Annotated in this window: 20 protein-coding genes; 15 read left to right on the forward strand and 5 right to left on the reverse strand. The window is 70.6% G+C overall.

The window, feature by feature from the left end; translation table 11 throughout:
• Positions 1–121 precede the first annotated feature (121 nt).
• Together ACTMS9_RS30130 and ACTMS9_RS30135 are read right to left on the reverse strand one after the other, a co-directional pair.
• A complete protein-coding gene (locus ACTMS9_RS30130; protein WP_441166588.1) occupies positions 122–343 on the reverse strand; it encodes a DUF397 domain-containing protein in 222 nt (73 codons plus the stop codon).
• Positions 340–1,203: a helix-turn-helix domain-containing protein gene (locus ACTMS9_RS30135; protein ID WP_441166589.1), complete on the reverse strand. Its 864-nt coding sequence runs from the start codon at positions 1,201–1,203 to the stop codon at positions 340–342. Before ACTMS9_RS30135 ends, ACTMS9_RS30130 begins: the two co-directional genes overlap by 4 nt.
• Before the next feature lie 435 nt (positions 1,204–1,638).
• On the opposite strand from ACTMS9_RS30135, the gene ACTMS9_RS30140 reads away from it, so the two are divergent.
• The 4 genes from ACTMS9_RS30140 to ACTMS9_RS30155 all read left to right on the forward strand — a co-directional run bounded on the left by ACTMS9_RS30140 (position 1,639) and on the right by ACTMS9_RS30155 (position 6,979).
• Entirely contained in the window at positions 1,639–1,896 is a 258-nt protein-coding gene (locus tag ACTMS9_RS30140) for a DivIVA domain-containing protein (RefSeq protein WP_441166590.1), read from the forward strand.
• Complete coding sequence (locus ACTMS9_RS30145) at positions 1,893–2,231, forward strand: hypothetical protein (protein WP_441166591.1); 339 nt, start codon at positions 1,893–1,895, stop codon at positions 2,229–2,231. The genes ACTMS9_RS30140 and ACTMS9_RS30145 overlap by 4 nt, the downstream gene beginning before the upstream one ends.
• 84 nt (positions 2,232–2,315) lie before the next feature.
• On the forward strand, positions 2,316–5,411 hold the full coding sequence (locus ACTMS9_RS30150; protein ID WP_441166592.1) for a type I restriction endonuclease subunit R: 3,096 nt from the start codon (positions 2,316–2,318) through the stop codon (positions 5,409–5,411).
• Complete coding sequence (locus ACTMS9_RS30155; protein ID WP_441166593.1) at positions 5,408–6,979, forward strand: protein kinase domain-containing protein; 1,572 nt, start codon at positions 5,408–5,410, stop codon at positions 6,977–6,979. The genes ACTMS9_RS30150 and ACTMS9_RS30155 overlap by 4 nt, the downstream gene beginning before the upstream one ends.
• A 74-nt stretch (positions 6,980–7,053) precedes the next feature.
• Here the strand turns inward: ACTMS9_RS30155 and ACTMS9_RS30160 are convergent, their stop codons facing one another.
• On the reverse strand, positions 7,054–7,830 hold the full coding sequence (locus ACTMS9_RS30160) for a DeoR/GlpR family DNA-binding transcription regulator (protein ID WP_441166594.1): 777 nt from the start codon (positions 7,828–7,830) through the stop codon (positions 7,054–7,056).
• 40 nt (positions 7,831–7,870) lie between these two features.
• Positions 7,871–9,907: a beta-galactosidase gene (locus ACTMS9_RS30165; protein ID WP_441166595.1), complete on the reverse strand. Its 2,037-nt coding sequence runs from the start codon at positions 9,905–9,907 to the stop codon at positions 7,871–7,873.
• 277 nt (positions 9,908–10,184) lie between these two features.
• Between ACTMS9_RS30165 and ACTMS9_RS30170 the strand changes: the two genes are divergently transcribed.
• From ACTMS9_RS30170 to ACTMS9_RS30210, 9 genes are all read left to right on the forward strand, one after another.
• Entirely contained in the window at positions 10,185–11,510 is a 1,326-nt protein-coding gene (locus tag ACTMS9_RS30170; protein ID WP_280836273.1) for an ABC transporter substrate-binding protein, read from the forward strand.
• 21 nt (positions 11,511–11,531) lie between these two features.
• Positions 11,532–12,491, forward strand: coding sequence for a carbohydrate ABC transporter permease (locus ACTMS9_RS30175; RefSeq protein WP_280836274.1), 960 nt, complete (start codon positions 11,532–11,534; stop codon positions 12,489–12,491).
• Complete coding sequence (locus tag ACTMS9_RS30180) at positions 12,488–13,399, forward strand: carbohydrate ABC transporter permease (RefSeq protein ID WP_280836275.1); 912 nt, start codon at positions 12,488–12,490, stop codon at positions 13,397–13,399. The genes ACTMS9_RS30175 and ACTMS9_RS30180 overlap by 4 nt, the downstream gene beginning before the upstream one ends.
• A gap of 172 nt (positions 13,400–13,571) precedes the next feature.
• The gene (locus ACTMS9_RS30185; protein WP_441166596.1) at positions 13,572–15,788 is read left to right on the forward strand and encodes an alpha-galactosidase; all 2,217 of its coding nucleotides are present in this window, start codon (positions 13,572–13,574) and stop codon (positions 15,786–15,788) included.
• Positions 15,789–15,901: 113 nt separating this feature from the next.
• Entirely contained in the window at positions 15,902–16,294 is a 393-nt protein-coding gene (locus tag ACTMS9_RS30190; RefSeq protein ID WP_441166613.1) for a YciI family protein, read from the forward strand.
• 3 nt (positions 16,295–16,297) lie between these two features.
• Positions 16,298–17,551 carry an RNA polymerase sigma factor gene (locus ACTMS9_RS30195; RefSeq protein ID WP_441166614.1) on the forward strand — a complete coding sequence of 418 codons (1,254 nt, stop codon included), beginning with the start codon at positions 16,298–16,300 and terminating at the stop codon, positions 17,549–17,551.
• Positions 17,552–17,579: 28 nt separating this feature from the next.
• The gene (locus ACTMS9_RS30200) at positions 17,580–18,047 is read left to right on the forward strand and encodes an SAM-dependent methyltransferase (protein ID WP_441166597.1); all 468 of its coding nucleotides are present in this window, start codon (positions 17,580–17,582) and stop codon (positions 18,045–18,047) included.
• A 114-nt stretch (positions 18,048–18,161) separates the two neighbouring features.
• Positions 18,162–18,578, forward strand: coding sequence for a YciI family protein (locus ACTMS9_RS30205; protein ID WP_441166598.1), 417 nt, complete (start codon positions 18,162–18,164; stop codon positions 18,576–18,578).
• The gene (locus ACTMS9_RS30210; RefSeq protein WP_441166599.1) at positions 18,578–19,792 is read left to right on the forward strand and encodes an RNA polymerase sigma factor; all 1,215 of its coding nucleotides are present in this window, start codon (positions 18,578–18,580) and stop codon (positions 19,790–19,792) included. The genes ACTMS9_RS30205 and ACTMS9_RS30210 overlap by 1 nt, the downstream gene beginning before the upstream one ends.
• A 209-nt stretch (positions 19,793–20,001) precedes the next feature.
• On the opposite strand, the gene ACTMS9_RS30215 is transcribed toward ACTMS9_RS30210, so the two are convergent.
• Entirely contained in the window at positions 20,002–21,348 is a 1,347-nt protein-coding gene (locus tag ACTMS9_RS30215) for a cellulase family glycosylhydrolase (RefSeq protein ID WP_441166600.1), read from the reverse strand.
• Between the two features lie 445 nt (positions 21,349–21,793).
• On the opposite strand from ACTMS9_RS30215, the gene ACTMS9_RS30220 reads away from it, so the two are divergent.
• Together ACTMS9_RS30220 and ACTMS9_RS30225 are read left to right on the forward strand one after the other, a co-directional pair.
• Entirely contained in the window at positions 21,794–22,756 is a 963-nt protein-coding gene (locus tag ACTMS9_RS30220) for a TIGR03557 family F420-dependent LLM class oxidoreductase (RefSeq protein WP_441166601.1), read from the forward strand.
• The gene (locus ACTMS9_RS30225; protein WP_441149312.1) at positions 22,753–23,652 is read left to right on the forward strand and encodes an alpha/beta fold hydrolase; all 900 of its coding nucleotides are present in this window, start codon (positions 22,753–22,755) and stop codon (positions 23,650–23,652) included. Before ACTMS9_RS30220 ends, ACTMS9_RS30225 begins: the two co-directional genes overlap by 4 nt.
• Positions 23,653–23,698 lie beyond the last annotated feature (46 nt).

Below are 23,698 nucleotides of genomic sequence, written 5' to 3' on the forward strand. Positions count from 1 at the left end.
AACCATCGATGATCAACGCGGTGGCCGTCTTCATGCCCGCGCCACGCCCAACGCCGAAGCCAAGTGACGTTGGAGTATTAAGCGGCTTGCCACCCCTCGCCCCGACCGAACGGCTGTGGAGTCAGCCGGCGGGAAAGTCAAACTCGCCTTCCTTGACGCCACCGACGAAGGCCTCCCACTCGTCGGCCGTGTAGATGATCGTTGCGGCGTCGCGTGCCTTGCTGTGCCGGACGGCTACTCGGCCCGAGCCGTCAAGCACTGGTCCCGCCTCCACGCAGCTTCCGCCGTTGCTGTCGCTCTTGGTGCTGATATGCCAGGCAACCTGGGGTAGCCCCTCGCTCATGACAACTCCTCTGCGATAGTTGCGATCAACTCGGTCGACTCACCCTCGCTGAGCGCAGACTTCGACAATCGACCGTACGCACGCAGAAAGCGTTCAGCTTTCGGTGACTCCATGTAAAGCCGGCCTCCCAGGGACTCTACATAGGCCACCGCAGGATACGGGTCAGGCAGGTGAAATATCCAGAACGTGCCATCCAGCCCGGGATGTAATGCCGTCGAGGAAGGCATAACCTGGATGTGGACCTGCTGCATGCGTTGCAACTTCAAGAGGTGTTCGAGTTGTTGCCGCATCACCTCCGGGCCCCCCACGTGGCGACGGAGGACCGGCTCGTCTATGACCGTGCGGATCTTAATCGGGCGGCTCTTCGCGAGTACGTCTTGGCGCGACATCCGTAGCTCGACCCAGCGTGCAATCGTTGCCTCCGGGACCTCCGGCTCAGCCGCATTCCGAATCACCGCCTCGGCATACTCGCGCGTCTGAAGCAGCCCTGGCACGAGGGTCACATGAAAGCAACACACCTCTTCGGCGCGACCCTCCAGCCAGGGATATTCGATGAACGACGAGTCGACTACGTCGCCGTAGTCCTCGTCCCAGCGGTCGGTGCGCCAGACCTCCTCGGCCAGCGCCAGCAGTCGAGCCCGCTCGGCAGCGTGGTGAAAGCCGTACAGGTCGAGCAGTGCGATGACGTCGCCCTTGCGGATCGGCCAGTCCGCCCGCTCGTAGCGGCCGAGCGCCGACATGTCGCGTTGCAGGTGCTCCGAGACGAGCTTCAAGGTCATTCCCCGCTCCTCCCGCAGGGCCCGTAGTTGCTGGCCGAGCCACTGTGCGCGCAGAGTACGAATGAACGGCTTGTGCGGCATGCTCTCACCTCTCGAGAAAGTCAACGAGGCCCGCGAAGGAACCATTGCTCCAGTTCGAGCCCACTGGAAATGTGGCCTTCGGGTGAGGTGATCACCGGCCCCCGGGGACGCCCGGTGCAAGCGCAGTAACCGCGGCTGTGCCAACAGCCGAGAAGGTGACGAGAGACGGCCTCGCGTGTGGCAGACGCATACCGGCTCTCGTCGGGTCTCAACATAGAGCCGCGTCACGCGCACTCCGGCTCCGACCGACTTGATGAATGCCTATCACGGAGACGTGGGTCTTCGCGACCCTGACCTGTTCGGAAATCAGCACCACCCACCGGCAGCCCGGTGAGCCGTACTCGCCGATTGAGGCTGCGGTCGCCGGGCGGGGCGGCCCTGCCCGGAATTCCCCTCCGCCAGGGCCGCCCCATCCAACGAGGAAAGAGGTAACCGATGACCCGAGGCACCATCTACGGCGGCACTTTGCCGGCCCGGCTGCATCCGACTCTCGTCCGCGACCGTCAGTTTGCCGCCGCCGGCTTCGGCCGTCGGGGCCTCGACCCTCAGGAGGTACGCCGCTTCCTGCACCGGGTCGCGCTAGAACTGGCCACGCTGCACCACGACGTGGCCCGGCTGAGCGATGAAAACGTCCGGATCAAGCGGGCGCTGCGCGATTGGCAGAGCGCCCAGGCGCAACGGCGCCAGTCGTGAACCCGGCGGCTGAGCCGGACCCGGGCGCCGTCTTCGCGCCGCTGCCCCGGGCCGCCGTCGAGGCCCTCACCGGCACCGACGACCCCGCACCCCACCACGTCATCCACCTACCGGTGGCGGTCACCGACCTGGCCGGGGCGCTCCGCTTCGCGTACGCCCTGGCCCGCTCGCTGACGTCGATCCCGCAGATCGACGCGGCCGGCGCCACCGTCTCCACCGAGGACAGCCAGCACGTACGAAACTGGGTGTTCTGCGACCTGATCATGCCGGACCGCCGGCGGTGCCTGCTCCCGGCCGACCACCACGGTCATTGCTCGCCCGCCGATCACCCGTAAGTCCACCGTCAACCCCGGTCGCCCAGCGACCGGTGGCCGTCGGGTGGTTGGCAGGCGACGCTCGGTGAGCGAGGATGGTCGCCGATGACTGCCGTGCACACCGAAAAGCAGCTAGAAAACGCGATCGAGTCCGCCCTGATCAGCGGGGGCTGGCGGAGTGGGACCGACCACTACCGCACCGACCTGGCGCTCGACACCGGCGAACTGTTCACCTTCCTCGGCGCCACCCAGGCTGACGAGTGGGAGCGTCTGGTCACCGCGTACGGCGGACGGGACAAGACGCAGGCGGCCTTCACCGACCTGCTCGTCGCCGAGATCGACGCGCGGGGCGTGCTCGACGTGCTGCGCCACGGGGTGCGGGACCGGGGCGCACGCATCCAGCTCGCCTACTTCCGCCCGGGCCACACGCTGGCGAAGGGTGCGCTCGACCGGTACGACGGCAACCGGCTGACGGTCGCTCGGCAGCTCCATCCATTCGAGAAGAGCCCGCGGGAGTCACCGGACCTCGTCCTCTTCCTCAACGGCATCCCGGTCGCCACCGCCGAGCTGAAGAACCACGGCACCGGCACCACCGTCGAGGACGCCAAGGAGCAGTACCGGGCCCGCAACCCCGGGGATCCGCTCTTCGCCCGGCGTACCCTGGTCCACTTCGCGGTCGACTCGGAGCAGGTCTTCCTGACCACCCGGCTCGCCGGCAAGCAGACCAGGTTCCTGCCGTTCAACATGGGCTCCAACGGCCCGGGGCGGGACGGCGGCGCGGACAACCCGCCGCCACCGACGCCCGACCGGCACCGCACCGCCTATCTGTGGGAGCAGGTCTGGCAGCGGGACGCCTGGCTCGACCTGCTGCACCGCTTCCTGCACGTGGAGGCCCAAGGGGTACGGAAGGGGAAGGCCCCGGCGCCGCGCCGCCGGGCGGCGCACACCGGCAACCTGATCTTCCCGCGCTTCCACCAGTGGCACGCGGTGCGGGAGCTGACCGCGGACGCGGCCGCGCACGGGGCCGGAACCAACTACCTGATCCAGCACTCGGCCGGCTCCGGCAAGTCGAACACCATCGCCTGGCTGGCGCACCGGCTCTCGGCCCTGCACTCCGCCGACAATGAGCTGGTCTTCGACAAGATCGTGGTGGTCACCGACCGGCAGGTCCTCGACAAGCAACTCCAGGACACCATCTATCAGTTCGAGCACGTGCTCGGCGTCGTGCAGCGCATCGACGAGGACTCGAAGCAACTCGCCGAGGCACTGACCGGGCATACCGCCCGGATCGTCATCACCACCGGGCAGAAGTTCCACTTCGTCCTCGACAAGGTCACCGACGAGGTGGGCAAGCGCCGGTACGCGATCATCATCGACGAGGCGCACTCCGGGCAGTCCGGCGAGACGGCCGCCGCGTTGAAGAAGGTCCTCGGCCGGCTCGGCAGCGAGGAGGTGGACGCCGACGGTGACCCGCTCACCGCCGCCGCCCTGGCCCGCGGGAGACACCCCAACCTCTCCTACTTCGCCTTCACCGCCACGCCTAAGCAGAAGACCATCGAACTGTTCGGCACCCCGGACGGCGACGAGATCCGGCCGTTCCACGTCTATTCGATGCGGCAGGCGATCGACGAGGGCTTCATCCTCGACGTGCTGCGCAGCTACCTGACCTACCGGACGTACTGGCGGTTGAAGAACGCCGCCGCCGACGAGGCGGACCGCGAGGTGGACCCGCGCAAGGCGAAGGCCAAGCTGGTCCGCGCCGCCGTGCTCCACCCCAGCTCCCAGGAGCAACGAGCCCGGATCATCGTCGACCACTTCCGCGACCACACCCTCGGCAAGCTGGGAGGCCGGGCGAAGGCCATGGTGGTCACCGGGTCACGGGAACACGCGGTCAAGCTCTACCAGGCCATTCGCACCTATGTCAGCAAGCAAGGCTTCACCGAATGCGGCACCCTGGTCGCCTTCTCCGAGGCCGTCAAGCTCGATGACATCAGCTACACCGAGGCCAAGCTCAACGGCTTCGGGGTGAAGGAGCTTCCCGATCGGTTCGGGTACGTCGCCGCCGACGATCCCCACGCCGCCACCCGCAACCAGCCGGAATACCGCATCCTGGTGGTCGCCGAGAAATACCAGACCGGCTTCGACCAGCCGCTGCTGACCACCATGTACGTGGACAAGCCGCTGGCCGGTCTCGCCGCCGTGCAGACGTTGTCCCGGCTGAACCGCACCCACCCCCTGAAGAGCCAGGGCGACATTTGCGTGCTCGACTTCGCCAACGATGCGGAGGACATCCAGAAGGCGTTCCTTCCCTACTTCGGGGAGACGCTGACCCAACCCACCGACCCCAACCTGCTCTATGCCATGGAGCGGGAGGTCAAGGACTATCAACTCCTCGTCGACTCCGAGATCCAGGCCTTCGCGGCGGCGATGCTGGCCGCCCAACGCCCCGGGTCCAGCCGCGCCGAGCAGGAGAAGGCGCACGCTCAGCTCCAGCACCTCACCACCCCCGCCGTCGACCGCTACCGAGCCCTCGCCGCCGAGGACCCGGATACCGCCGAGGAGTTCCGCAGCGCGCTCAACGACTATGTTCGGGCATATGGCTTCCTGTCCCAGGTGGTCGGCTACAGCGACGACGACCTGGAGGCGCTCTACCTCTATGGCCGGCACCTGTGGAACCGGCTGCCTCGGCGACGCGACCCTGGGGTAGACATCGGCGAGGTAGACCTGACCCACTTGCGGATCAGCAAGACCGGCGAAGCGGACGTCCGACTCACCACCCAGGGCGGCGCCCAGGCGCTGCGCGGATTCGCTGGCGCCGGTCGCGGCGGTGGGGCGGAGGCGGAGGAGGTGCCGCTCGCCCAGGTGATCGCCGAACTCAACGAGCTGTACGGGCTCGGGCTGAGCACGAGCGACCAGATCCTGGCCGGGCAGCTGATCGTTGCGGCGGCCGAAGACCCCGTGCTGACCCGGGCCGGAAAGGCCAACGACCTCGACAAGTATCAGCAGGTGCACGACAAGAACCTGGACCGGATCGTGATTGAACAGGCCGAGGAGAACGAGCAGTTCGTCCGGCGATTCTTCGACGACCCGACGTTCCGGGACGTCTTCACCGAGGTCGCCCGACGTCAGTCGTACGCGCTGATCCGCCGGCCGACGCGGCGCGATGCCCCGTGGCGGACCGGCGGGACCGGCGCGTCGTGACGGAGGCGGCGGCGGCGGATGACGTACGGGTGATCGCCGGCCGGTACCGGCTGGACCGTCCGATCGGGCAGGGCGGCATGGGTGAGGTCTGGGCCGGCTATGACACCCGGCTCGACCGCCGAATCGCGGTCAAGCTGATGAAGCAGCCGACCGGTCCCGCCGCAAGTGACCCCGAGGCGACGGAGACCGCCCGCCAGCGCTTCCTACGGGAGGTACGCACCACCGCCGGCCTGAACCACATCGGCATCCCCGCCGTTCACGACACCGGTGACGACGAGGAGTCCGGTGAGCTGTACCTGGTGATGCAACTGTTGCGCGGAGCCGAGCTGCACGACCTGATCGGCGAGTGTGACTACTCGGAAACGCCACCGTCCCTGGCCTGGGTGGCGGCCATCGGGGCCCAGATCACCGCCGTCCTCACCGAGGTACACCAACTGTCCGTGGTACACCGCGACATCAAACCTCGCAACATCTTCCTCACCCCCGGCGGCGTCGTGAAAGTGCTGGACTTCGGCATCGCCGCGCTGCTGGGCGCCTGTGACACCACGAGGCTGACGAGGGTGGGGCACACCGTTGGAACCCCGCCGTACATGTCGCCCGAACAGGTGCTCTCCGGTCCGATCGGACCGGCCTCGGACCTCTACTCGCTCGGCTGCGTGCTGCACGAGATGCTCACCGGCCGCCCCCCGTTCCTGGACACCGACGAATACTCCGTGCCGTACCAGCAGGTGCACACCCCTCCGCCCAGCGTGCGCCTGCTCCGGCCGGACGTCCCGGCGCCGGTCGAGGAGCTGATCCGCGCCCTGCTGCACAAGCAGCCAGAGCGACGCCCGAGCAGCGACGAGGTCTACGAACGCCTCCTGCCGTACGCCAGCACGGACCACTTGGCAGGCGCCGGACGGACGCGCGATGAGCTGGATCCCACTCGGCCGTTCCTGCGGCCGATGGCGGCGACGCCACGTGGCGCCCCGGCACTCGCTCTCGTCGCGTCGGCCACCACCCGTCCTGATTTCCTGTCCACTGACGAGGCCGATGCCGCCATGGAACGAGCGTCGGACCTGGCCAACCAGGAACAGTTCACACAGGCCGCCGACGTTCTGGAAGCGGCCATCGGCCGTGCCGATGAAGCCGATCCGCTCCACGCTGAGCTACAGCTCAGCCTTGCGCACCTGCTGTTGATCGCGGAGTCGTTCCACCGGGCCGTCGTTCTGTTCGATGCCGCCGGCGCGCAGCTCGCCGAGCACTACGGCAGCGACGACGAGGCGGTACTCGCCTGCCGCTACTACGCGACCACCTGCCGCGCCGCCGCAGGCGAGGACAGCCGGGCCTTGGCCGACTTCCGAGCCTTCCTCGTTGACTGGACGGAACACGCGGGCGATCAGGACGACCGGAGCATCGATGCACGCCGGCAGATCGGCGGGCTGCTGATAAGCCTCGGTCGTTACCAGGAAGCCCGTCGTGAGCTGGTCGACCTACATGGCGACATCGTACGGTGGCACGGCAGCTCCGCGCCGGCCGCCGCGCTCGTTGCGGCGGTGCTCGATCGAATCGACCGCTACGAAACGTAGCTGCCCGCGGAACCTTGGGAAGGCCAGGCTGTCCCTGCCCTACGTGGTGACTGTGGTCATCCCGCCGAGGTGCGTCAGTCCGCCTCGACGACGACCAGCTCGCCGACCTGCTCGCCGACCTGCCGGCGCCCCTCCGGCGGCAGCTTCGCGTCGGTGATCAGCACGTCGGCCTCCTCCAGCGGGGCGATGGTGGCGATGCCGATGGTCTCCCACTTGGTGTGGTCGGCCAGCACGACCAGTCGCCGGGCGGCGCTGATCAGCCGCCGGTTGACCGCCGCCTCCAGCAGGTTGGGCGTGGTGAAGCCGGTCCGCGGGCTCATCCCGTGCACGCCGAGGAAGAGCAGGTCGACGTTGAGGGAACTGATCGCCGCCTCGGCGACCGGCCCGGTGAGCGCGTCCGACGGGGTGCGGATGCCGCCGGTGAGCACCACGGTCTGGTCGGCGCGCGGGTTCTGGTAGAGCGCGTCGGCGACCGGGATCGAGTTGGTCACCACGGTCAGCCCGCGTACGTCGGCGAGCATGGTGGCCAGCGCGGCGGTGGTCGTGCCGGCGGAGAGGGCGATCGCCATGCCGGGCTCCACCATGCCGGCCGCGCGCTCGGCGATGGCCCGCTTCTCCCCCTGCTGGCGGATCGACTTGGCGGCGAAGCCGGGCTCCTCGGCCGAGCCGGGCCCGGCCAGGGTCGCCCCGCCGTGCACCTTGTCGATCAGCCCCCGCTCGGCAAGCACCTCCAGGTCCCGCCGGATGGTCATGTCGGAGACCCCGAACCGGCTCACCAGGTGGCTGACCCGCACGCCGCCGTGCTGCCGGATCAGTTCCAGGATGGCGGTCTGCCGTTGCTGGGCGAGCATCGAGCCTCCTAACCGGGCGGACGGGGAAACGGTACGCAGGTCAGGCCGTCGCCGTCGGCTCGCCGAGCGGGACCGGACCGGCGTGTCCCTCCCGGACCACCGTCACCTCGCCGGCCGGCACCCGCAGCTCGCCCGCGCAGCGTGCGCCGCCGAGCAGCTCGGTGCCGGTGACCTCGAGCCGGACCTCGGCGTCGGTGTGGTTGATGACGAACAGCCAGGACCGGTCGCCGTCGCGGCGGCGGACCACCTCGACGCCGGTCGGCGCGGCCACCGGGGGGCGCGCCCCCGCCTCGGCGAGCAGCCGGGCCACCAGCCGGTCGGTGGCCGCCTCGTCCAGCCGGGTGCCGACGTACCAGGCGGTGCCCCGGCCCACCCGGTGCCGGGTGAGGGCGGCGACGCCGGGCAACGGCCCGTCGGCGTACGAGGCGAGCACCTCGGCGCCCTCCGGGTGCAGCCACTCGGTCCACACGTCGGCGGTGGCACCGTCGTCGAGGCGTACCCGCTCGCCCTCGCGCAGCGGGAAGAACTCCTCGGTGCGGACGCCGAGCAGGTCGCGGAACGCCCCCGGGTACCCGCCGAGGCGGATGTGGTCGTGCTCGTCGACGATGCCGCTGAAGTAGGTGACCAGGGCGGTGCCGCCGCCGTCGACGTAGCGGCGCAGGGCCTCGGCGTCGGCGTCGCGGACCAGGTAGAGGGTCGGCACGAGGACCAGCTGGTAGCCGCTGAGGTCGGCTGAGGGGTGCACCACGTCGGTGGTGACGCCGGCTCGCCAGAGCGCGCCGTACAGCGCCTGGAGCCGGTCGACGTAGGTGACGTCGACGCTGGGGTGCGAGTCGAGCTCGGCCCCCCACCAGGCCTCCCAGTCGAACAGGATCGCCACCTGGGCGTCGACCCGGCTGCCGCGCACCTCGGCGAGGGCCTTCAGGTCGGCGCCGAGCTGGCACACCTCGCGGAACACCTTGGTGTCCGGGCCGGCGTGCGGCACCAGCGCGGAGTGGAACTTCTCCGCCCCGGCGCGGGAGGCCCGCCACTGGAAGAACAGCACCCCGTCGGCGCCGCGTGCCACGTGCGCGAGGCTGTTGCGGCGCAGCTGGCCGGGGGACTTGGCGACGTTGCGCGGCTGCCAGTTGACCGCGCTGGTGGAGTGCTCCATCAGCAGCCACGGGTCGCCGCCGGCGACGCCGCGGGTGTGGTCGGCGGCGAGCGCCAGCCCGAGGTGCGACAGCGGGTCGGCGGCGGTGAGGTAGTGGTCGTTGGAGACCACGTCCACGTCGGACGCCCAGGAGTGGTAGTCCAGGTACTTGATCCCGGTGCCGATCATGAAGTTCGTGGTGACCGGCTGCCGGACCAGCCGGGCGAGCACCTCCCGCTCGGCGCGCAGCTGGGCCCGCTGCTCGTCGGAGGAGAAGCGCAGGAAGTCCAGCTGCTGGGTGGGGTTGGCGAAGGTCGGCGCGCTGCGCGGCGGGTTGATCTCGGCCCAGTCGCCGTACCGCTGGCTCCAGAAGGTGGTGCCCCAGGCGGCGTTGAGGGTGTCCAGGTCGCCGTAGCGCTCGCGCAGCCAGTGGCGGAACGCCTCGGCGCTGACGTCGCAGTAGCAGTGCACGTTGTGGCAGCCCAGCTCGTTGGAGATGTGCCACATCACCACAGCGGGGTGCTCGGCGTACCGGCCGGCGATCGCCTCGACCAGGGCGAGCGAATGCTCCCGGAAGACCGGCGAGCTGGGGCAGTACGCCTGCCGCCCGCCGGGCCACAGCACCGTGCCGTCGGCGGTACGCGGCAGCGTCTCCGGGTGCCGGTGGGCCAGCCACGGTGGCGGGCTGGCGGTGGCGGTGGCCAAATCGACATTGATGCCGCCGTCGTGCAGGACGTCGAGGGCCCGGTCCAGCCAGCCGAACTCGTACCGGCCGGGGGTCGGTTCGAGCAGGGCCCAGGAGAAGATGCCGACCGAGACCAGGTCGACGCCGGCGCGGCGCATCAACGCCACTTCCTCGGCCCAGACCTCCTCCGGCCACTGCTCCGGGTTGTAGTCCGCGCCGTAGAAGATGCCGTCGCCCTGCCAGGTGCCGTGCTGCCGCATGAGTGCAGAGAGTGCCCCCGATGACTGGGCAAGTCAACACTTTCCAACATCGACTCCTTTCCAACGTTTACCAACGGGATCCCTTGTCAACACTGCGGTATCGATCCCCAGCAGCCCTCTTGACACGGCCGCACGGAGGGGTAGCTTCAAGCGCCACCGGCTGTTCTTGTTCGCCAATGTTGGATCTCGGTGAATCTGTGTTGGCATTCGCGGACACGCCGGCACCTCCACCGCTGACCACCTTGGGCGCCGCACCTCTTCATCCGCAGGAGGCACCATGTCCCGTCCCCGTACCGAAGCCGAGTACCTCGCCCGGCTCGTACCGCCCTCCGTCGCCGGCATCGGGCGGCGTTCACTGCTCGCCGGCGCGGGCGCGGGCGCGCTGCTCGGCACCGGCCTGCTGGCCGGCTGCGGCTCCGACTCGGACTCCGGCTCGGACAGCAAGACCGTGTCGATCGGCTCGAACCAGTCGGACCCGAAGCCGAAGGAGGTCATCGCCAAGGTGATGGCCGGCTTCCAGACGGCGTCCGGCATCGAGCCGAAGGTCAACACGGTCGACCACAACACGTTCCAGGAGAACATCAACAACTACCTGCAGGGCAAGCCGGACGACGTGTTCATGTGGTTCGCCGGCTACCGGATGCGGTTCTTCGCCGCCAAGGGGCTGGCCGGCGACCTGAGCGACGTCTGGGGCAAGCTCTCCGGCTACTCCGACGCGTTCAAGAAGGCCTCCACCGGCGACGACGGCAAGCAGTACTTCGTGCCGTCGTCGTACTACCCGTGGGCGGTCTTCTACCGCAAGTCGGTCTGGCAGCAGCGCGGGTACCAGGTGCCCACGACGCTCGACGACCTCAACGCCCTCGGCGCGCAGATGAAGAAGGACGGCCTCACCCCGATCGCCTTCGCCGACAAGGACGGCTGGCCGGCGATGGGCACCTTCGACATCCTCAACCTGCGGATCAACGGCTACCAGTTCCACGTCGACCTGATGGCCGGCAAGGAGGCCTGGACCTCCGACAAGGTGAAGAAGGTCTTCGACGCCTGGAACGGGTTGCTGCCGCTGCACCAGGCCGACAGCCTGGGCCGCACCTGGCAGGAGGCCGCCCAGTCGTTGCAGCAGAAGAAGAGCGGCATGTACCTGCTCGGCCTCTTCGTCGCCCAGCAGTTCAGCAACGACGAGCAGGACGACCTGGACTTCTTCACCTTCCCGGAGGTCGACTCGACGATCGGGGCGAAGGCCCTGGACGCGCCGATCGACGGCTACATGATGGCCCGCAAGCCGAAGTCCGAGGCGAACGCCAAGAAGCTGCTGGAGTACGTCGGCTCGAAGGCCGCCGCGGACATCACCGTGAAGAACGACCCGAGCACCCTGGTGGCCAACGGCGGCGCCGACACCAGCGGCTACACCGCCCTGCAGAAGAAGGCCGCCGAGCTGGTCGGCTCGGCCACCGAGATCGCCCAGTTCCTCGACCGCGACACCCGGCCGGACTTCGCCTCCACTGTGATCATTCCGGCGCTCCAGCAGTTCATCAAGAACCCGAAGGACATCGACGGGCTGCTGAACAGCATCGAGAACCAGAAGAAGTCGATCTTCACCAGCTGACGGCGAGAGGGGGAGGACCTCGTGTCCGACCTGCCCCTGATCCAAGCGGATCACGCCGTGCCGTCGCCGGCCGCGACCACCACCTCCACGGGTGGTCGCGGCCGCCGGCTACGGCTCCTGTCCCGCACCGACCGCGTGGTGATCACGCTGATGGTGCTCGTACCGCTGCTGCTCGTCGTCGCGCTGGTCTGGCTGCCGGCGCTGGCCACCGTGGCCCTCTCCGGCACCGACTGGGACGGCATCGGCCCGCTCAGCGAGATCGAGTGGGTGGGCGGTCGCAACTACTCCGACGTGGTCAACATCTACCCGCCGTTCGTGCCGGCGGTGCAGAACAACCTGCTCTGGCTGGCGGCGCTCTTCGTGGTCGCCACCCCGTTCGGGATGTTCCTCGCCGTGCTGCTGGACAAGGAGATCCGCGGCAGCCGGTTCTACCAGACCGCGCTCTACCTGCCGGTGGTGCTCTCGCTGGCGCTGATCGGCTTCGTCTGGCAGCTCATCTACTCCCGCGACCAGGGCCTGCTCAACGCCGTGCTCGGCGGCGACACCGACTGGTACGGCGACCCGAACGTCAACATCTGGGCGGTGCTGTTCGCCGCCGGCTGGCGGCACGTCGGCTACATCATGCTGCTCTACCTGGCCGGCCTGAAGGGCGTCGACCCGTCGCTGCGCGAGGCCGCCGCCGTCGACGGCGCCTCGGAGACCAGCACCTTCTTCCGGGTGGTCTTCCCGGTGATGCGGCCCATCAACATCATCGTGCTGGTGGTGACGGTGATCGAGTCGCTGCGCGCGTTCGACCTGGTCTGGGTCATCAACAAGGGCCGCAACGGACTGGAACTGCTCTCCGCGCTGGTCACCCAGAACGTGGTGGGCGAGGCCAGCCGGATCGGCTTCGGCTCCGCACTGGCGACGATCATGCTGGTGGTCTCCCTGGTCTTCATCACCATCTACCTGGCCACCGTGATGAGGGAGGACCGGCGATGAGCGCGTCGACCATGACCCGCGAGCCGGCGGCCGACGCCCCGGCGAAGCGCCGCGCGCCGCTGCGGCCGGCCCGGGTGGCCCTGCACCTGTTCCTGGGTGCGGTGGCGATCGGGTGGCTCTTCCCGATCATCTGGGCGGTGCTGAGCTCGCTCCGGTCGTACGACTACACCGCCGCGAACGGGTACGCCTCGCTCGGCGGCTGGACCTTCGACAACTACGTCACCGCCTGGCAGACCGCCGAGTTCGGCAAGCACTTCCTCAACTCGGTCTGGATCACCGTCCCGGCGGTGCTGCTCACGCTCTTCCTGGCCTCCTGCGTGGCGTTCGTGATCGCCCGGTTCAGCTGGAAACTCAACATCGTCCTGCTCGGACTCTTCACCGCGGCCAACCTGCTGCCCCAGCAGGCGCTGCTGATCCCGCTGTTCCGGCTCTTCACCGAGGTGCCGCTGCCGGAGTTCATGAGCGACTCGGAGTTGCTCTACGACAGCTACTGGGGGCTGATCCTGGTCAACGTCGCCTTCCAGTGCGGCTTCTGCGTCTTCGTGCTGAGCAACTACATGAAGGCGCTCCCCCGCGACCTGTACGAGGCGGCGATGGTCGACGGCGCGAGCGTCTGGCGGCAGTACTGGCAGGTGACCATGCCGCTGTGCCGGCCGGCCCTGGCGGCGCTGGCCACTTTGGAGGTGACCTGGATCTACAACGAGTTCTTCTGGGCCACCGTGCTGATGCGCAGCGGCGACAAGTTCCCGGTGACCAGCTCGCTGAACAACCTGCGCGGGGAGTTTTTCACCGACAACAACCTGGTCTCGGCCGGCTCGGTGCTGGTCGCCATCCCCACGTTGGTGATCTTCTTCCTGCTCCAGAAGCAGTTCGTCCGGGGGCTGACCCTCGGCGCCTCGAAGGGCTGACCTCGCCGGTCGCCGGGCCTCCGGCTCACGCCCACTGGACATTCGGAGGAGCGATATGCCTGTCAGGCATAAATATGACTGACAGGCATATCGCTCATTGCGATTCGGCCGCCCGGTCCCGTCACGGACAGCGACGGACACCGGCGTGCCCCTTACGGAGAGATGAGCGGCCATGACGAATCCGACCGTCATCCACGTGCGTCGAGCGCGGACCAGTTTGGTGCTCGACGCGCGCGGCCCGGGCCTGCCCCGGGTCGTGCACTGGGGCGCCGACCTGGGCCCGCTGCCCGCCGACGACCTGCCCGCCCTGGTCGACGCGACCGTCCCGCCGGTCGTGCCGAGCAGCTTCGACGCGCCCACCGTGCTGTCCCTGCTGCCCGAAGCCAGTGCCGGCTGGAGCGGCCGTCCGGGGCTGGCCGGACACCGCAACGGACGGGACTGGTCGACCGCCTTCCGCCTCGACGGGCTCGACGTGTCGGACCGTGGCCCCGACCCGGGCCGCGTGGCGCTGGGTGGCGATTCGGTGGTCGTATCCGAAGAAGACAGCAAGCCCGACGAGTCCGGCGCGGCGCGGGTGACCGTGCGGGCGTCGGACCCCGGCGCGGCACTGTCGCTGACCATCGAGATCACGCTGGACGCGCATGGCCTGCTGACGCTGCGGCACCGGCTGCGCAACGACGGCGACGCCCCCTACGAGCTGCGCGAGCTGACCCCGGTGCTGCCGGTCCCGGCGGTCGCCACCGAACTGCTCGACCTCACCGGACGCTGGTGTCGGGAACGCGCGCCGCAGCGGCACCCGTGGCCGATGGGCGCCTGGGTGCGGGAGGGCCGGCACGGGCGGACCGGGCACGACGCCACGCTGCTGCTGGTGGCCGGCACGCCCGGCTTCGGCTTCGGCCACGGCGAGGTGTGGGCGGTGCACACCGCCTGGAGCGGCGACCACCTCACCGTCGCCGAGCGCCGGCCCACCGGCGAGTCCACCCTGGGCGGTGGGGAACTCCTCGCCCCCGGTGAGATCGTGCTCACCCCCGGCGAGGACTACGCCACTCCCCTGCTGTACGCGGTGCACTCCGCCGCCGGCCTGGACGGGCTCAGCGACGTGCTGCACCGCCACCTGCGGGCCCGGCCCGAGCACCCGGGCACGCCCCGACCGGTCACCCTGAACGTCTGGGAGGCCGTCTACTTCGACCACGACCTGGCCCGGCTCACCGCGCTGGCCGACCGGGCCGCCGAGGTGGGCGTGGAGCGGTTCGTGCTCGACGACGGCTGGTTCCGGGGCCGCCGGCACGACCGGGCCGGCCTGGGTGACTGGTACGTCGACGACGGGGTCTGGCCGGACGGGCTGCAACCGCTGATCGACCACGTGCGCGGGCACGGGATGCAGTTCGGGCTCTGGGTCGAGCCGGAGATGGTCAATCCCGACTCCGACCTGTTCCGCGCCCACCCGGACTGGGTGCTCGCCACCCCCGGTCGGCTGCCGCCCGAGTGGCGCCACCAGCAGGTGCTCGACCTGGCCCACCCGGAGGCGTACGCGCACCTGCTCGGCCGGCTGGACGCGCTGCTGGTCGGGCACGAGGGCATCGCGTACCTGAAGTGGGACCACAACCGCGACCTCACCGAGGCCGGGCACCGGGGCCGGCCGGGGGTGCACGCGCAGACCGTGGCGGTCTACCGGCTGCTCGACGAGCTGCGCCGCCGGCATCCCGGGGTGGAGATCGAGAGCTGCTCCTCCGGCGGGGCGCGGGTCGACCTGGAGATCCTGCGCCGCACCGACCGGGTCTGGGCCAGCGACTGCAACGACGCCCTGGAACGGCTCGCCATCCAACGCTGGACCGGGCTGCTGCTCCCGCCCGAGCTGGTCGGCACCCACATCGGGCCGGAGCGCTCGCACACCACCCACCGGGTGCACGACCTGGGCTTCCGGGCCGTCACCGCGCTCTTCGGCCATCACGGCATCGAGTGGGACATCGGGTCGGTCGACGCTGCGCAGCGCGCCGAGCTGGCCGCCTGGGTCGCGCTGCACAAGCGGCTCCGCCCGCTGCTGCACTCCGGCCGGGTGGTCCGGGTCGACCACCCGGACCCGGCCGTGCAGGCACACGGCGTGGTTGCCCACGACCGCTCCCAGGCGGTGTACGCGGTGTCCCGGCTGACCACCTCCGCCGCGCAGGTGCCCGGAGCGGTACGCCTGCCGGGTCTCGACCCCGCCCGCCGCTACGCCGTCCGCCCGCCGGCGGGCCTGCCGGAGCCGGCGGTGCTGCAGCTGACCGAGCCGGGCTGGCTGCCGAAGGGGGTCACCCTGAGCGGGGCGGTGCTGGGCAGGGTCGGGGTGCAACTGCCGGCCCTGCACCCGGAACAGGCGCTGCTGCTGGAGGTCACCGCGGTCGGCTGAGAAAGTTCGGAAAATCTTCGGGACGGATGTCGAGAACCGGGGCGGCGGCTTCTACCTACGGGTGCAAGCACCGAGAATCGGTGCTCGGACGTGAGGAGCCAGCCGTGAAGTACATGCTGCTGATGCAGTTCAGCGCCGCCGGAACCGACTTCCCCCAGATCGACACCTGGACGCCAGACGAGATCGCCGCGCACATCGGGTTCATGCGGGAGGTGAACGGCAAGCTCGCCGCCGACGGCGAGTGGGTCCAGGGCGAAGGGCTGGGCGGGCCGCAGCAGGCGCGGATCGTCCGGGCCGGCGCGGGCGGCGCCCCGGTGGTCACCGAGGGGCCCTTCGCCGAGACCAAGGAGTTCCTCGCCGGCTGGTGGATCGTCGACTGCGAGACCCCGCAGCGGGCGGTCGAGATCGCCGCGCACATCTCCACCGCGCCCGGCCCCGGCGGTCGGCCGCTCAACATGCCGATCGAGGTCCACCCGGTGATGTCGGCACCGACCCAGGAGATGTGACGACTGGACACCACGAACCGCACCGTCGAGGACCTGCTGCGCGAACTGGCGCCGCAGGTCCTCGGCGTGCTCGCCCGCCGCTTCGGTGACTTCGCCACCGCCGAGGACGCCGTCCAGGAGGCGCTGCTCGACGCGGCCACCCAGTGGCCCGCCGAGGGCCTGCCGGACAACCCGCGCGGCTGGCTGGTGCAGGTCGCGTACCGCCGGATGATCGAGCTGGTCCGGGCCGAGACGGCCCGGCGCGAGCGGGAGGACCGCGCCGCCCGCCGGGAGCCCGACCGGCGGGGGGCCGCCCCGGCGGCGGACGAGTCGCTGGCCACGGACCGGGACGACACCCTGGTGCTGCTCTTTCTCTGCTGCCATCCCACGCTGTCGACCGCGTCCGCGATCGCGCTGACCCTGCGCGCCGTCGGGGGGCTCAGCACCGCCGAGATCGCCCGGGCGTTCCTGGTGCCTGAGGCCACCATGGCCCAGCGGATCAGCCGCGCCAAGCAGCGCATCCGGGACTCCGGGGTGCCGTTCCGGCTGCCCGACCAGCGGGAGCGGCAGGAGCGGCTGGCGGCCGTGCTGCACGTGCTCTACCTGATCTTCACCGAGGGGCACACCGCCACCCTCGGCCCCGACCTGCGCCGGGTCGACCTGTCGGAGGAGGCGATCCGGCTGACCCGGGCCATGCACGCGCTGCTGCCCGCCGACAGCGAGGTCGCCGGGCTGCTCGCGCTGATGCTGCTCACCGACGCCCGGGCCGCCGCCCGTACCGGCCCGTCCGGCGAGCTGATCTCGCTGGCCGACCAGGACCGGTCCCACTGGGACGCGAGCGCGATCGCCGAGGGCACCGCGCTGGTCACCCGGGCGATGACCCGGGGGCCGGTCGGGCCGTACCAGCTCCAGGCCGCCATCGCCGCGCTGCACGACGAGGCGCCGACCGCCGAGGCCACCGACTGGCCGCAGATCCTGGCCCTCTACCAGGTGCTCGAACGGCTCTCCGGCAATCCGGTGGTGGCGCTCAACCGGGCGGTGGCGACCGCCATGGTGGAGGGTCCGGAGGCCGGCCTCGCCGCGCTCGCCACCCTCGCCGCCGACCCCCGGCTGGCCGGGCACCACCGGCTCGACGCGGCGAGGGCCCACCTCTACGAGATGGCCGGGGACCGGGACCGGGCCGTCACGCACTACCGGGCGGCGGCCGGCGGCACGACCAGCCTGCCCGAGCAGCACTACCTGCGGATGCGGGCGGCCCGGCTGTCGGTGGGCGAATAGGTCGGCGGCGCGCGGATAGCCTCCAGCCATGCCGAGCTTCGAGATCACTCCGATAGGCACGGTCCGGAACGACCGGACGGACATCCAGCACACGGACAACTGGGGTGCCGTCCGCAGCACCATCACCATCGACGAGCGCTTCGGCGAGGCGTGCCTCCAGGGTCTGGAGGGCTTCTCGCACGTGGACGTCCTCTTCATCTTCGACCAGTTCCCGGAGCACGGCGACTACCGCGAGCCCCGCCCCTACCGCGGCCGCTCCGACCTCCCGCCCGTTGGCGTATTCGCCGGGCGCGGCCCCCGCAGACCGAACCGCATCGGGGTAACGTGCTGCGCCATCGAATCCGTCCATGGCCGCGAATTGACGGTGCTGGGCCTCGATGCGGTCTCGGGCACCCCGGTCATCGATCTGAAGCCGACGATGGCGGAGTTCCTCCCGGTCGACATCAAGCAGCCGGAATGGGTCAGCCGCGTGATGTCGGAGTACTTCCAGCCGTAGCGTGGTTCCGGTCGCGGCGAGAGATTTCTCCAAGGCCGTGTCGATCCGCGGGCCGCTCGTTCGACGTGGGGGTGCGAGGGCCGAGAGGCGACCCCGCCGGATGAGGAGAACGCGATGCCGCAGTACATGCTGATCATGCGGGGCACCGATGAGACGAACGCGGCCATGATGGCCAACATCGACGAGATGATGGCCGCGACCCGCCTGTTCATCGAGGAGACGGCCAAGGCCGGCGTTTACGTCGCGGCCGAAGGGCTGGACGATCCGGGCCAGGGCGTCGTGGTGCACTTCAGCGACGAGGCCCCGGTGGTCACGGACGGGCCGTACGGAGAGACCAAGGAATTGTTCGGGGGCTTTTTCCTGCTCGATGTCGCCTCGAAACAGGAGGCGGTCGAGTGGGCCAAGCGGGTCCCGTCGGTCCCCGGGTCCAAGATCGAGATCCGGCGGGTGCCCGGGGAGGACGAGGTTCCGCAGGACAACGGGAAGTTCGTCAAGGAAGGGGCCTTGCGCGAGAGCAGCGGCCAGATCTGATGGGTACGGCCGACGTCGAGGCCGTCTGGCGGATCGAGTCGGCGCGGATCGTCGCCGCGCTGACCCGGTTCACCGGCGACTTCGCTCTGGCCGAGGACGCGGCCCAGGAGGCGGTGGCCGAGGCGCTGGTGTCGTGGCCGCTTGCCGCTCCGGCCAATCCGGCCGGCTGGCTGATGGCCACGGCCCGGCGGCGGGCGATCGACGCGATCCGCCGCCGGACCGCCCTGCAGGACCGGTACGCCCTGCTGGCGGCCGGCCCGGCGGTCGACGACGAAATCGACCCCGACAAGATCGACGACGACGTCCTGGCGCTGATGTTCGTCAGCTGCCACCCGGTGCTCTCCCCCGAGGCCCGGGTGGCGCTGACCCTGCGCGTGGTCGGCGGCCTGTCCAGCGAGGAGATCGCCCGCGCGTTCCTCGTGCCTGTGCCGACCGTGCAGGCCCGCATCACCCGGGCCAAGAAGACGATCGCGGCGGCCGGGGTGCCGTTCGAGCTGCCGGCGGCCGGCGAGCGCCGGGACCGGCTGGGCGGCGTGCTCAGCGTCCTCTACGTGATCTTCACCGAGGGGTCGACGGCCACGTCGGGCGACCGGCTGCTGCGCCCCGACCTCGCGTACGAGGCGATCCGGCTGGCCCGCACGCTGGCCGCGCTGCAGCCGGACGAGCCGGAGGTGCACGGCCTGCTGGCGTTGTGCGAGCTGACGGCCGCGCGCTTCCCGGCCCGGACCGGCCCGGACGGTTCGCCGGTCCTGCTGGCGGACCAGGACCGGCGGCGGTGGGACTTCTCGGCGATTCGCCGTGGGCTGGCCGCGCTGGTCAAGGCATCGACTCGCGGCCTCGGCCCCTACGGCCTGCACGCCGCGATCGCCGCCGCCCACGCGTCGGCGCCCTCGGTCGAGGCGACCGACTGGGACCGGATCGTGGTGCTCTACGAGGCGCTCGGCCGGGTCGCGCCCTCGCCGGTGGTCGAGCTCAATCGGGCCGTCGCCGTGGCCATGGCCTCGGGTCCGGCGCAAGCCCTGGCCATCGTGGACGAGCTGATCGCCTTGGACCGGCTCCCCGGTTCGCACTTGGTTCCGACCGTACGCGGAGAGCTGCTGGCCCGCCTCGGCCGGCGACCGGAGGCGCGCGCCGAGCTGGAGCTGGCGGCCCGACTGTGCGCCAACCAGCGCGAACGCTCAGTGCTGCTGCGCAAGGCGGCCGCGCTGGGCTGACTTCTCCCACTCGGCCAGCCGGGATTCGAGCGCGGCCCGGATGCCGTCGATCGCGTCGCCCCAACGGCCAGTCGCAGCGGCGGCTCCGCGTCTCGGCATGACGGTGCACCCTCGCAGCTCCGGTGAGGCGAACCACGCAGCTCATCGCGTAGTCGGCAGGGGAGGTGGCCGGGTCCGTGCGGACCCGGCCACCGGTGGTACGCCGCGGCTCAGCTCGCGGTGCAGGTCACCGCGGGTGCCGGGTTGGTGCCGTTCCAGCTGGCGATGAAGCCGAAGCTGGTGCTGGCGCCGGCGCCGAGCCGGCCGTTGTAGTCGACGTTGCGGGCGGTGTACGCCGCGCCGGAGCTGCTCAGCGCGGCGTTCCAGGACTGGCTGACCGTCTGGCCCCCGGCGAAGGTCCACTTCGTCGTCCAGCCGGTGATGGCGGCCGAGCCGGCGGTCACCTTGACCTCACCCTGGAAGCCGCCCTGCCACTGGTTGACGATGGTGTAGCTGGCCGTGCAGCCGCCGGTCGGGGGCGTCGTGGGCGGCGGGGTGGTCGGGGTGGGGGTCGTCGGCGTCGGCGTGGTGCCGGAGTAGACCGAGGCCTCCCTGGCGGTGGCCTTGATGCCGTTGGCGCCGTTGAAGATCCGCTGGCCCCAGCTGGTCAGCTGGGCCGGGTCGAAGTTGGTGGCCATGTCGAGGTACTCGACCCCGCCGCCGTTGCCGCTCCACGACCAGCCGAGCCAGCCGATCCGGTTGGCCTGACTGTAGGAGAGGATGGTGTCCTCGTCCGGGTTGCCGTCGGAGTGGTTGAAGCCGAACTCGCCAACCACGATGGGCAGCCCGGCGCTGCGGAACCGGCCGAGGTAGTCGGTGATCTCGGCGGCGGTGTCGAAGACGCCGTACATGTGGATCGAGAAGACGGTGTTCTTCGCCGGGTCGGCGTTGAACACCGTCGCCGCGTTGTCCCGCATGGTGAAGGACCAGTCCTGCCCCCAGTTCGGGGCGTCCACCATGATGGTGTGCGCGAGGCCGCCGGCGCGCAGCCGCTTGATCGCGTTGGCGCTGTCGGTGGCCCAGGTCGCGTAGCCCTGGTTGCCGTACGGCTCGTTGCCGATGTTGACGATGACGTACTTCTCCTGGCCGTTGAGCGCGCCGGCGATGCTCAGCCAGTAGTCGACCGCCCGGTCGAGGGTGATGGCGCCGCTCTGCTCGCCGTAGCCGGTGGTGTCGTGCACCTCCAGCACGCAGATCAGCCGGTTGGCCTTGCAGAGCGAGATGACGTTGCTGACGTCGGCGGCGCTGTTCTTCGCCCAGCGGTCGCCGGTGGCCAGCACCACCCGGACGGCGTTCGCGCCGAGTGCCTTCACGTTGGCGAAGGAGCTGGTCTGCTGCGGGTACCAGGTGTGGGCGTGGTTGACGCCGCGCATGACGAACTCGGTGCCTCCTGCGTCGTAGAGCCGGCCGTTGGCGACCGAGAACCCGGCGGCGGCGTGGGCCGGCTGGACGAACACGAAGACGGCGGCGAGGACGGTGAGCAGGACGGCGCCGGCGACGGAGAGTCGCTTTCTCATGGCTTTCCTCAGGAAGTGTCGACCCCGTTGCCCTGGCGGGGTTGCGGTGGTTGGTGACGGTCGTGGCGGCTGTAGCCCGGCAGCCGCCGCTCGACTCCCTGGTCGTGCGCAGGGATCAGCGTAGGACGATGCGTTCGGGAAAGCAACCGGTTAAGTAAGCGCCCCGCTCGGCGGGAACGCCTGTGGCGGCCCACGCCGACCGCGAGCCGCCACAGGGGCCGTCATCCCCACCACAAGGATGTGACGCCACCGGCTCTGAACCGGTTAAGCCCGGACCCTAGGCACGGCTCGCGCTCCCGTCAAGGGGTCGCCACCGGGGAGCCGCCGCACCGACGTCGGGGGACCACCGCCACGGGTGACGGCTGCGCCGGAACGGGACAGGTGGGGTTGACCGGCACCGGGCGGGGTATCCCGTGACGATCGTGGGGCGGAAGGAGAAACCAGGATGGTCACCGTCGGCTACACCCTGATGTGCGAGCAGGCCGGCCCGAAGCAACTGGTCGACTACGCGGTACGGGCGGAGGCGGCCGGCTTCGACCAGCTGGTGATCTCCGACCACTACTACCCGTGGCTGGACTCCCAGGGCCACTCCCCGTACGCCTGGTCGGTGCTCGGCGCGGTCGCGCACGCCACCAGCCGCGCCGAGCTGATGTCCTTCGTGACCTGCCCGATCCTGCGCTACCACCCGGCCGTCGTGGCGCAGAAGGCCAGCACCGTCGGCGCGCTCTCCGACGGCCGCTTCACCCTCGGCCTCGGCGCCGGCGAGAACCTCAACGAGCACGTGGTCGGCGGCTGGCCGCACGTACAGCAGCGGCACGAGATGTTCGAGGAGGCGTTGCAGATCATCCGGCCGCTGCTCAACGGCGAGACGCTGACCTTCTCCGGCAACCACTTCGACGTGCCGGAGGCGTACCTGTGGGACCGGCCGGACCAGCCCGTCGGAATTGCCGTCGCGGCCTCCGGGCCGTCGTCGGCCGCGCTCGCCGCCGAGTACGCCGACGGCATCGTCGCCACCGAACCCGACCGCCGGATCATCCAGCTCTACGACGACGCGGGCGGCGCCGGCCAGCCCCGCTACGGCCAGGTGGCCATCTGCTACGGCCCGGACGAGGCCGAGTGCCGCAAGCTCGTGCATGACCAGTTCCGCTGGTTCGGCATGGGCTGGAAGGTCAACGCCGACCTGCCCGGGCCCGAGGCGTTCGCCGCCGCCACCCAGTACGTCCGCGAGGAGGACGTCGCCGAGGGCATCTCCTGCGGCCCCGACGTCGACCGGCACGTCGAGGCGTTCAAGCAGTTCGTCGACGCGGGCTTCACCCACGTGGCCATCGTGCAGGTGGGCGGCGAGACCCAGCCGATGTTCCTGGACTGGGCGCAGGAGGAACTGCTCCCCCGGCTGCGCGAGCTGTGAGGCTCCGGCTGACCGCGCCCGGACGCTTCGGGGCGTCCGAGCTGCGGCTCGCCCTGGCCGCACCCCGCCCGACCGCCGGCCTCACCAGCGAGTGGCGGCTGGTGGACGGGCTGCGGACGCACACCCGTCGTTCCCGGAACCCGGGCAGCGACGCGCCGCCGGTGGTGCTGGTGCACGGGCTCGCGGTGTCCCACCGCTACCTCACCCCGCTGGCCGTCGCGCTCTCGGCCACCCATCCGGTGTACGTGCCGGACCTGCCCGGCTTCGGGCTGACCGCGCGCCCCGGGCGGGCGTACGACGTCGGCCGGCACGCCGCGTTCCTGGCGGCCTGGCTGGCCGCGTACCGGCTGCCGCCGGTCTGCCTGGTGGGGCACTCGTTCGGCGCGGAGGTGGCCGCCGCGCTGGCGGCCCGCCGGCCCCGGGCGGTCCGCGCGCTGGTGCTGGCCGGCCCGACCAGCGACCCGGCCGCCCGGTCCCGCCGGGGCCTGGTCGGCCGCTGGCTGCTGGACACCGTGGCGGAGGCGCCGCTGCAGGCCCCCGTCCTGCTCCGCGACGTCTGGGACGCCCGCCCCTGGCGGGTCGCCGCCACCGTGTCGCACTCCGTTCACAACCGCGTGGAGGAGGACCTGGTCCGGCTCGCCGCGCCGACCCTGGTGCTCACCGGCGCCCGGGACACCGTGGTGCCGCCGGCCTGGCGCGCCCAGGTGACCCGGCTGATCCCCCACGCCCGGGCGGCCACCGTCCCCGGCGCCGCGCACAACGTGGTCACCACCGCACCCCGGCAGGTGGCCGACGCGATCCGTGCCCTGCTCGCCCCCGACCCTGACAAGGTGGACCCATGCGCATCGGAAACACGGAGGTCCGATTCCTCGGCGGCGGCCTCGGCTGCCTGCTGATGATCCTCTTCTCGATCCTCGCCTCGGTCGTGCTGACGGTGCTGCT

This window comes from Micromonospora sp. L31, assembly GCF_052068075.1.
In the GTDB taxonomy this organism is placed as follows: Bacteria; Actinomycetota; Actinomycetes; order Mycobacteriales; family Micromonosporaceae; genus Micromonospora; species Micromonospora purpureochromogenes.

Coding starts and splice junctions, on each gene's coding strand:
- ACTMS9_RS30130 (WP_441166588.1), bottom strand. CDS start 343: ATGAGCGAGGGGCTACCCCAGGTTGCCTGGCATATCAGCACCAAGAGC.
- ACTMS9_RS30135 (WP_441166589.1), bottom strand. CDS start 1,203: ATGCCGCACAAGCCGTTCATTCGTACTCTGCGCGCACAGTGGCTCGGC.
- ACTMS9_RS30140 (WP_441166590.1), top strand. CDS start 1,639: ATGACCCGAGGCACCATCTACGGCGGCACTTTGCCGGCCCGGCTGCAT.
- ACTMS9_RS30150 (WP_441166592.1), top strand. CDS start 2,316: ATGACTGCCGTGCACACCGAAAAGCAGCTAGAAAACGCGATCGAGTCC.
- ACTMS9_RS30160 (WP_441166594.1), bottom strand. CDS start 7,830: ATGCTCGCCCAGCAACGGCAGACCGCCATCCTGGAACTGATCCGGCAG.
- ACTMS9_RS30165 (WP_441166595.1), bottom strand. CDS start 9,907: ATGCGGCAGCACGGCACCTGGCAGGGCGACGGCATCTTCTACGGCGCG.
- ACTMS9_RS30170 (WP_280836273.1), top strand. CDS start 10,185: ATGTCCCGTCCCCGTACCGAAGCCGAGTACCTCGCCCGGCTCGTACCG.
- ACTMS9_RS30180 (WP_280836275.1), top strand. CDS start 12,488: ATGAGCGCGTCGACCATGACCCGCGAGCCGGCGGCCGACGCCCCGGCG.
- ACTMS9_RS30185 (WP_441166596.1), top strand. CDS start 13,572: ATGACGAATCCGACCGTCATCCACGTGCGTCGAGCGCGGACCAGTTTG.
- ACTMS9_RS30190 (WP_441166613.1), top strand. CDS start 15,902: ATGCTGCTGATGCAGTTCAGCGCCGCCGGAACCGACTTCCCCCAGATC.
- ACTMS9_RS30200 (WP_441166597.1), top strand. CDS start 17,580: ATGCCGAGCTTCGAGATCACTCCGATAGGCACGGTCCGGAACGACCGG.
- ACTMS9_RS30205 (WP_441166598.1), top strand. CDS start 18,162: ATGCCGCAGTACATGCTGATCATGCGGGGCACCGATGAGACGAACGCG.
- ACTMS9_RS30210 (WP_441166599.1), top strand. CDS start 18,578: ATGGGTACGGCCGACGTCGAGGCCGTCTGGCGGATCGAGTCGGCGCGG.
- ACTMS9_RS30215 (WP_441166600.1), bottom strand. CDS start 21,348: ATGAGAAAGCGACTCTCCGTCGCCGGCGCCGTCCTGCTCACCGTCCTC.
- ACTMS9_RS30220 (WP_441166601.1), top strand. CDS start 21,794: ATGGTCACCGTCGGCTACACCCTGATGTGCGAGCAGGCCGGCCCGAAG.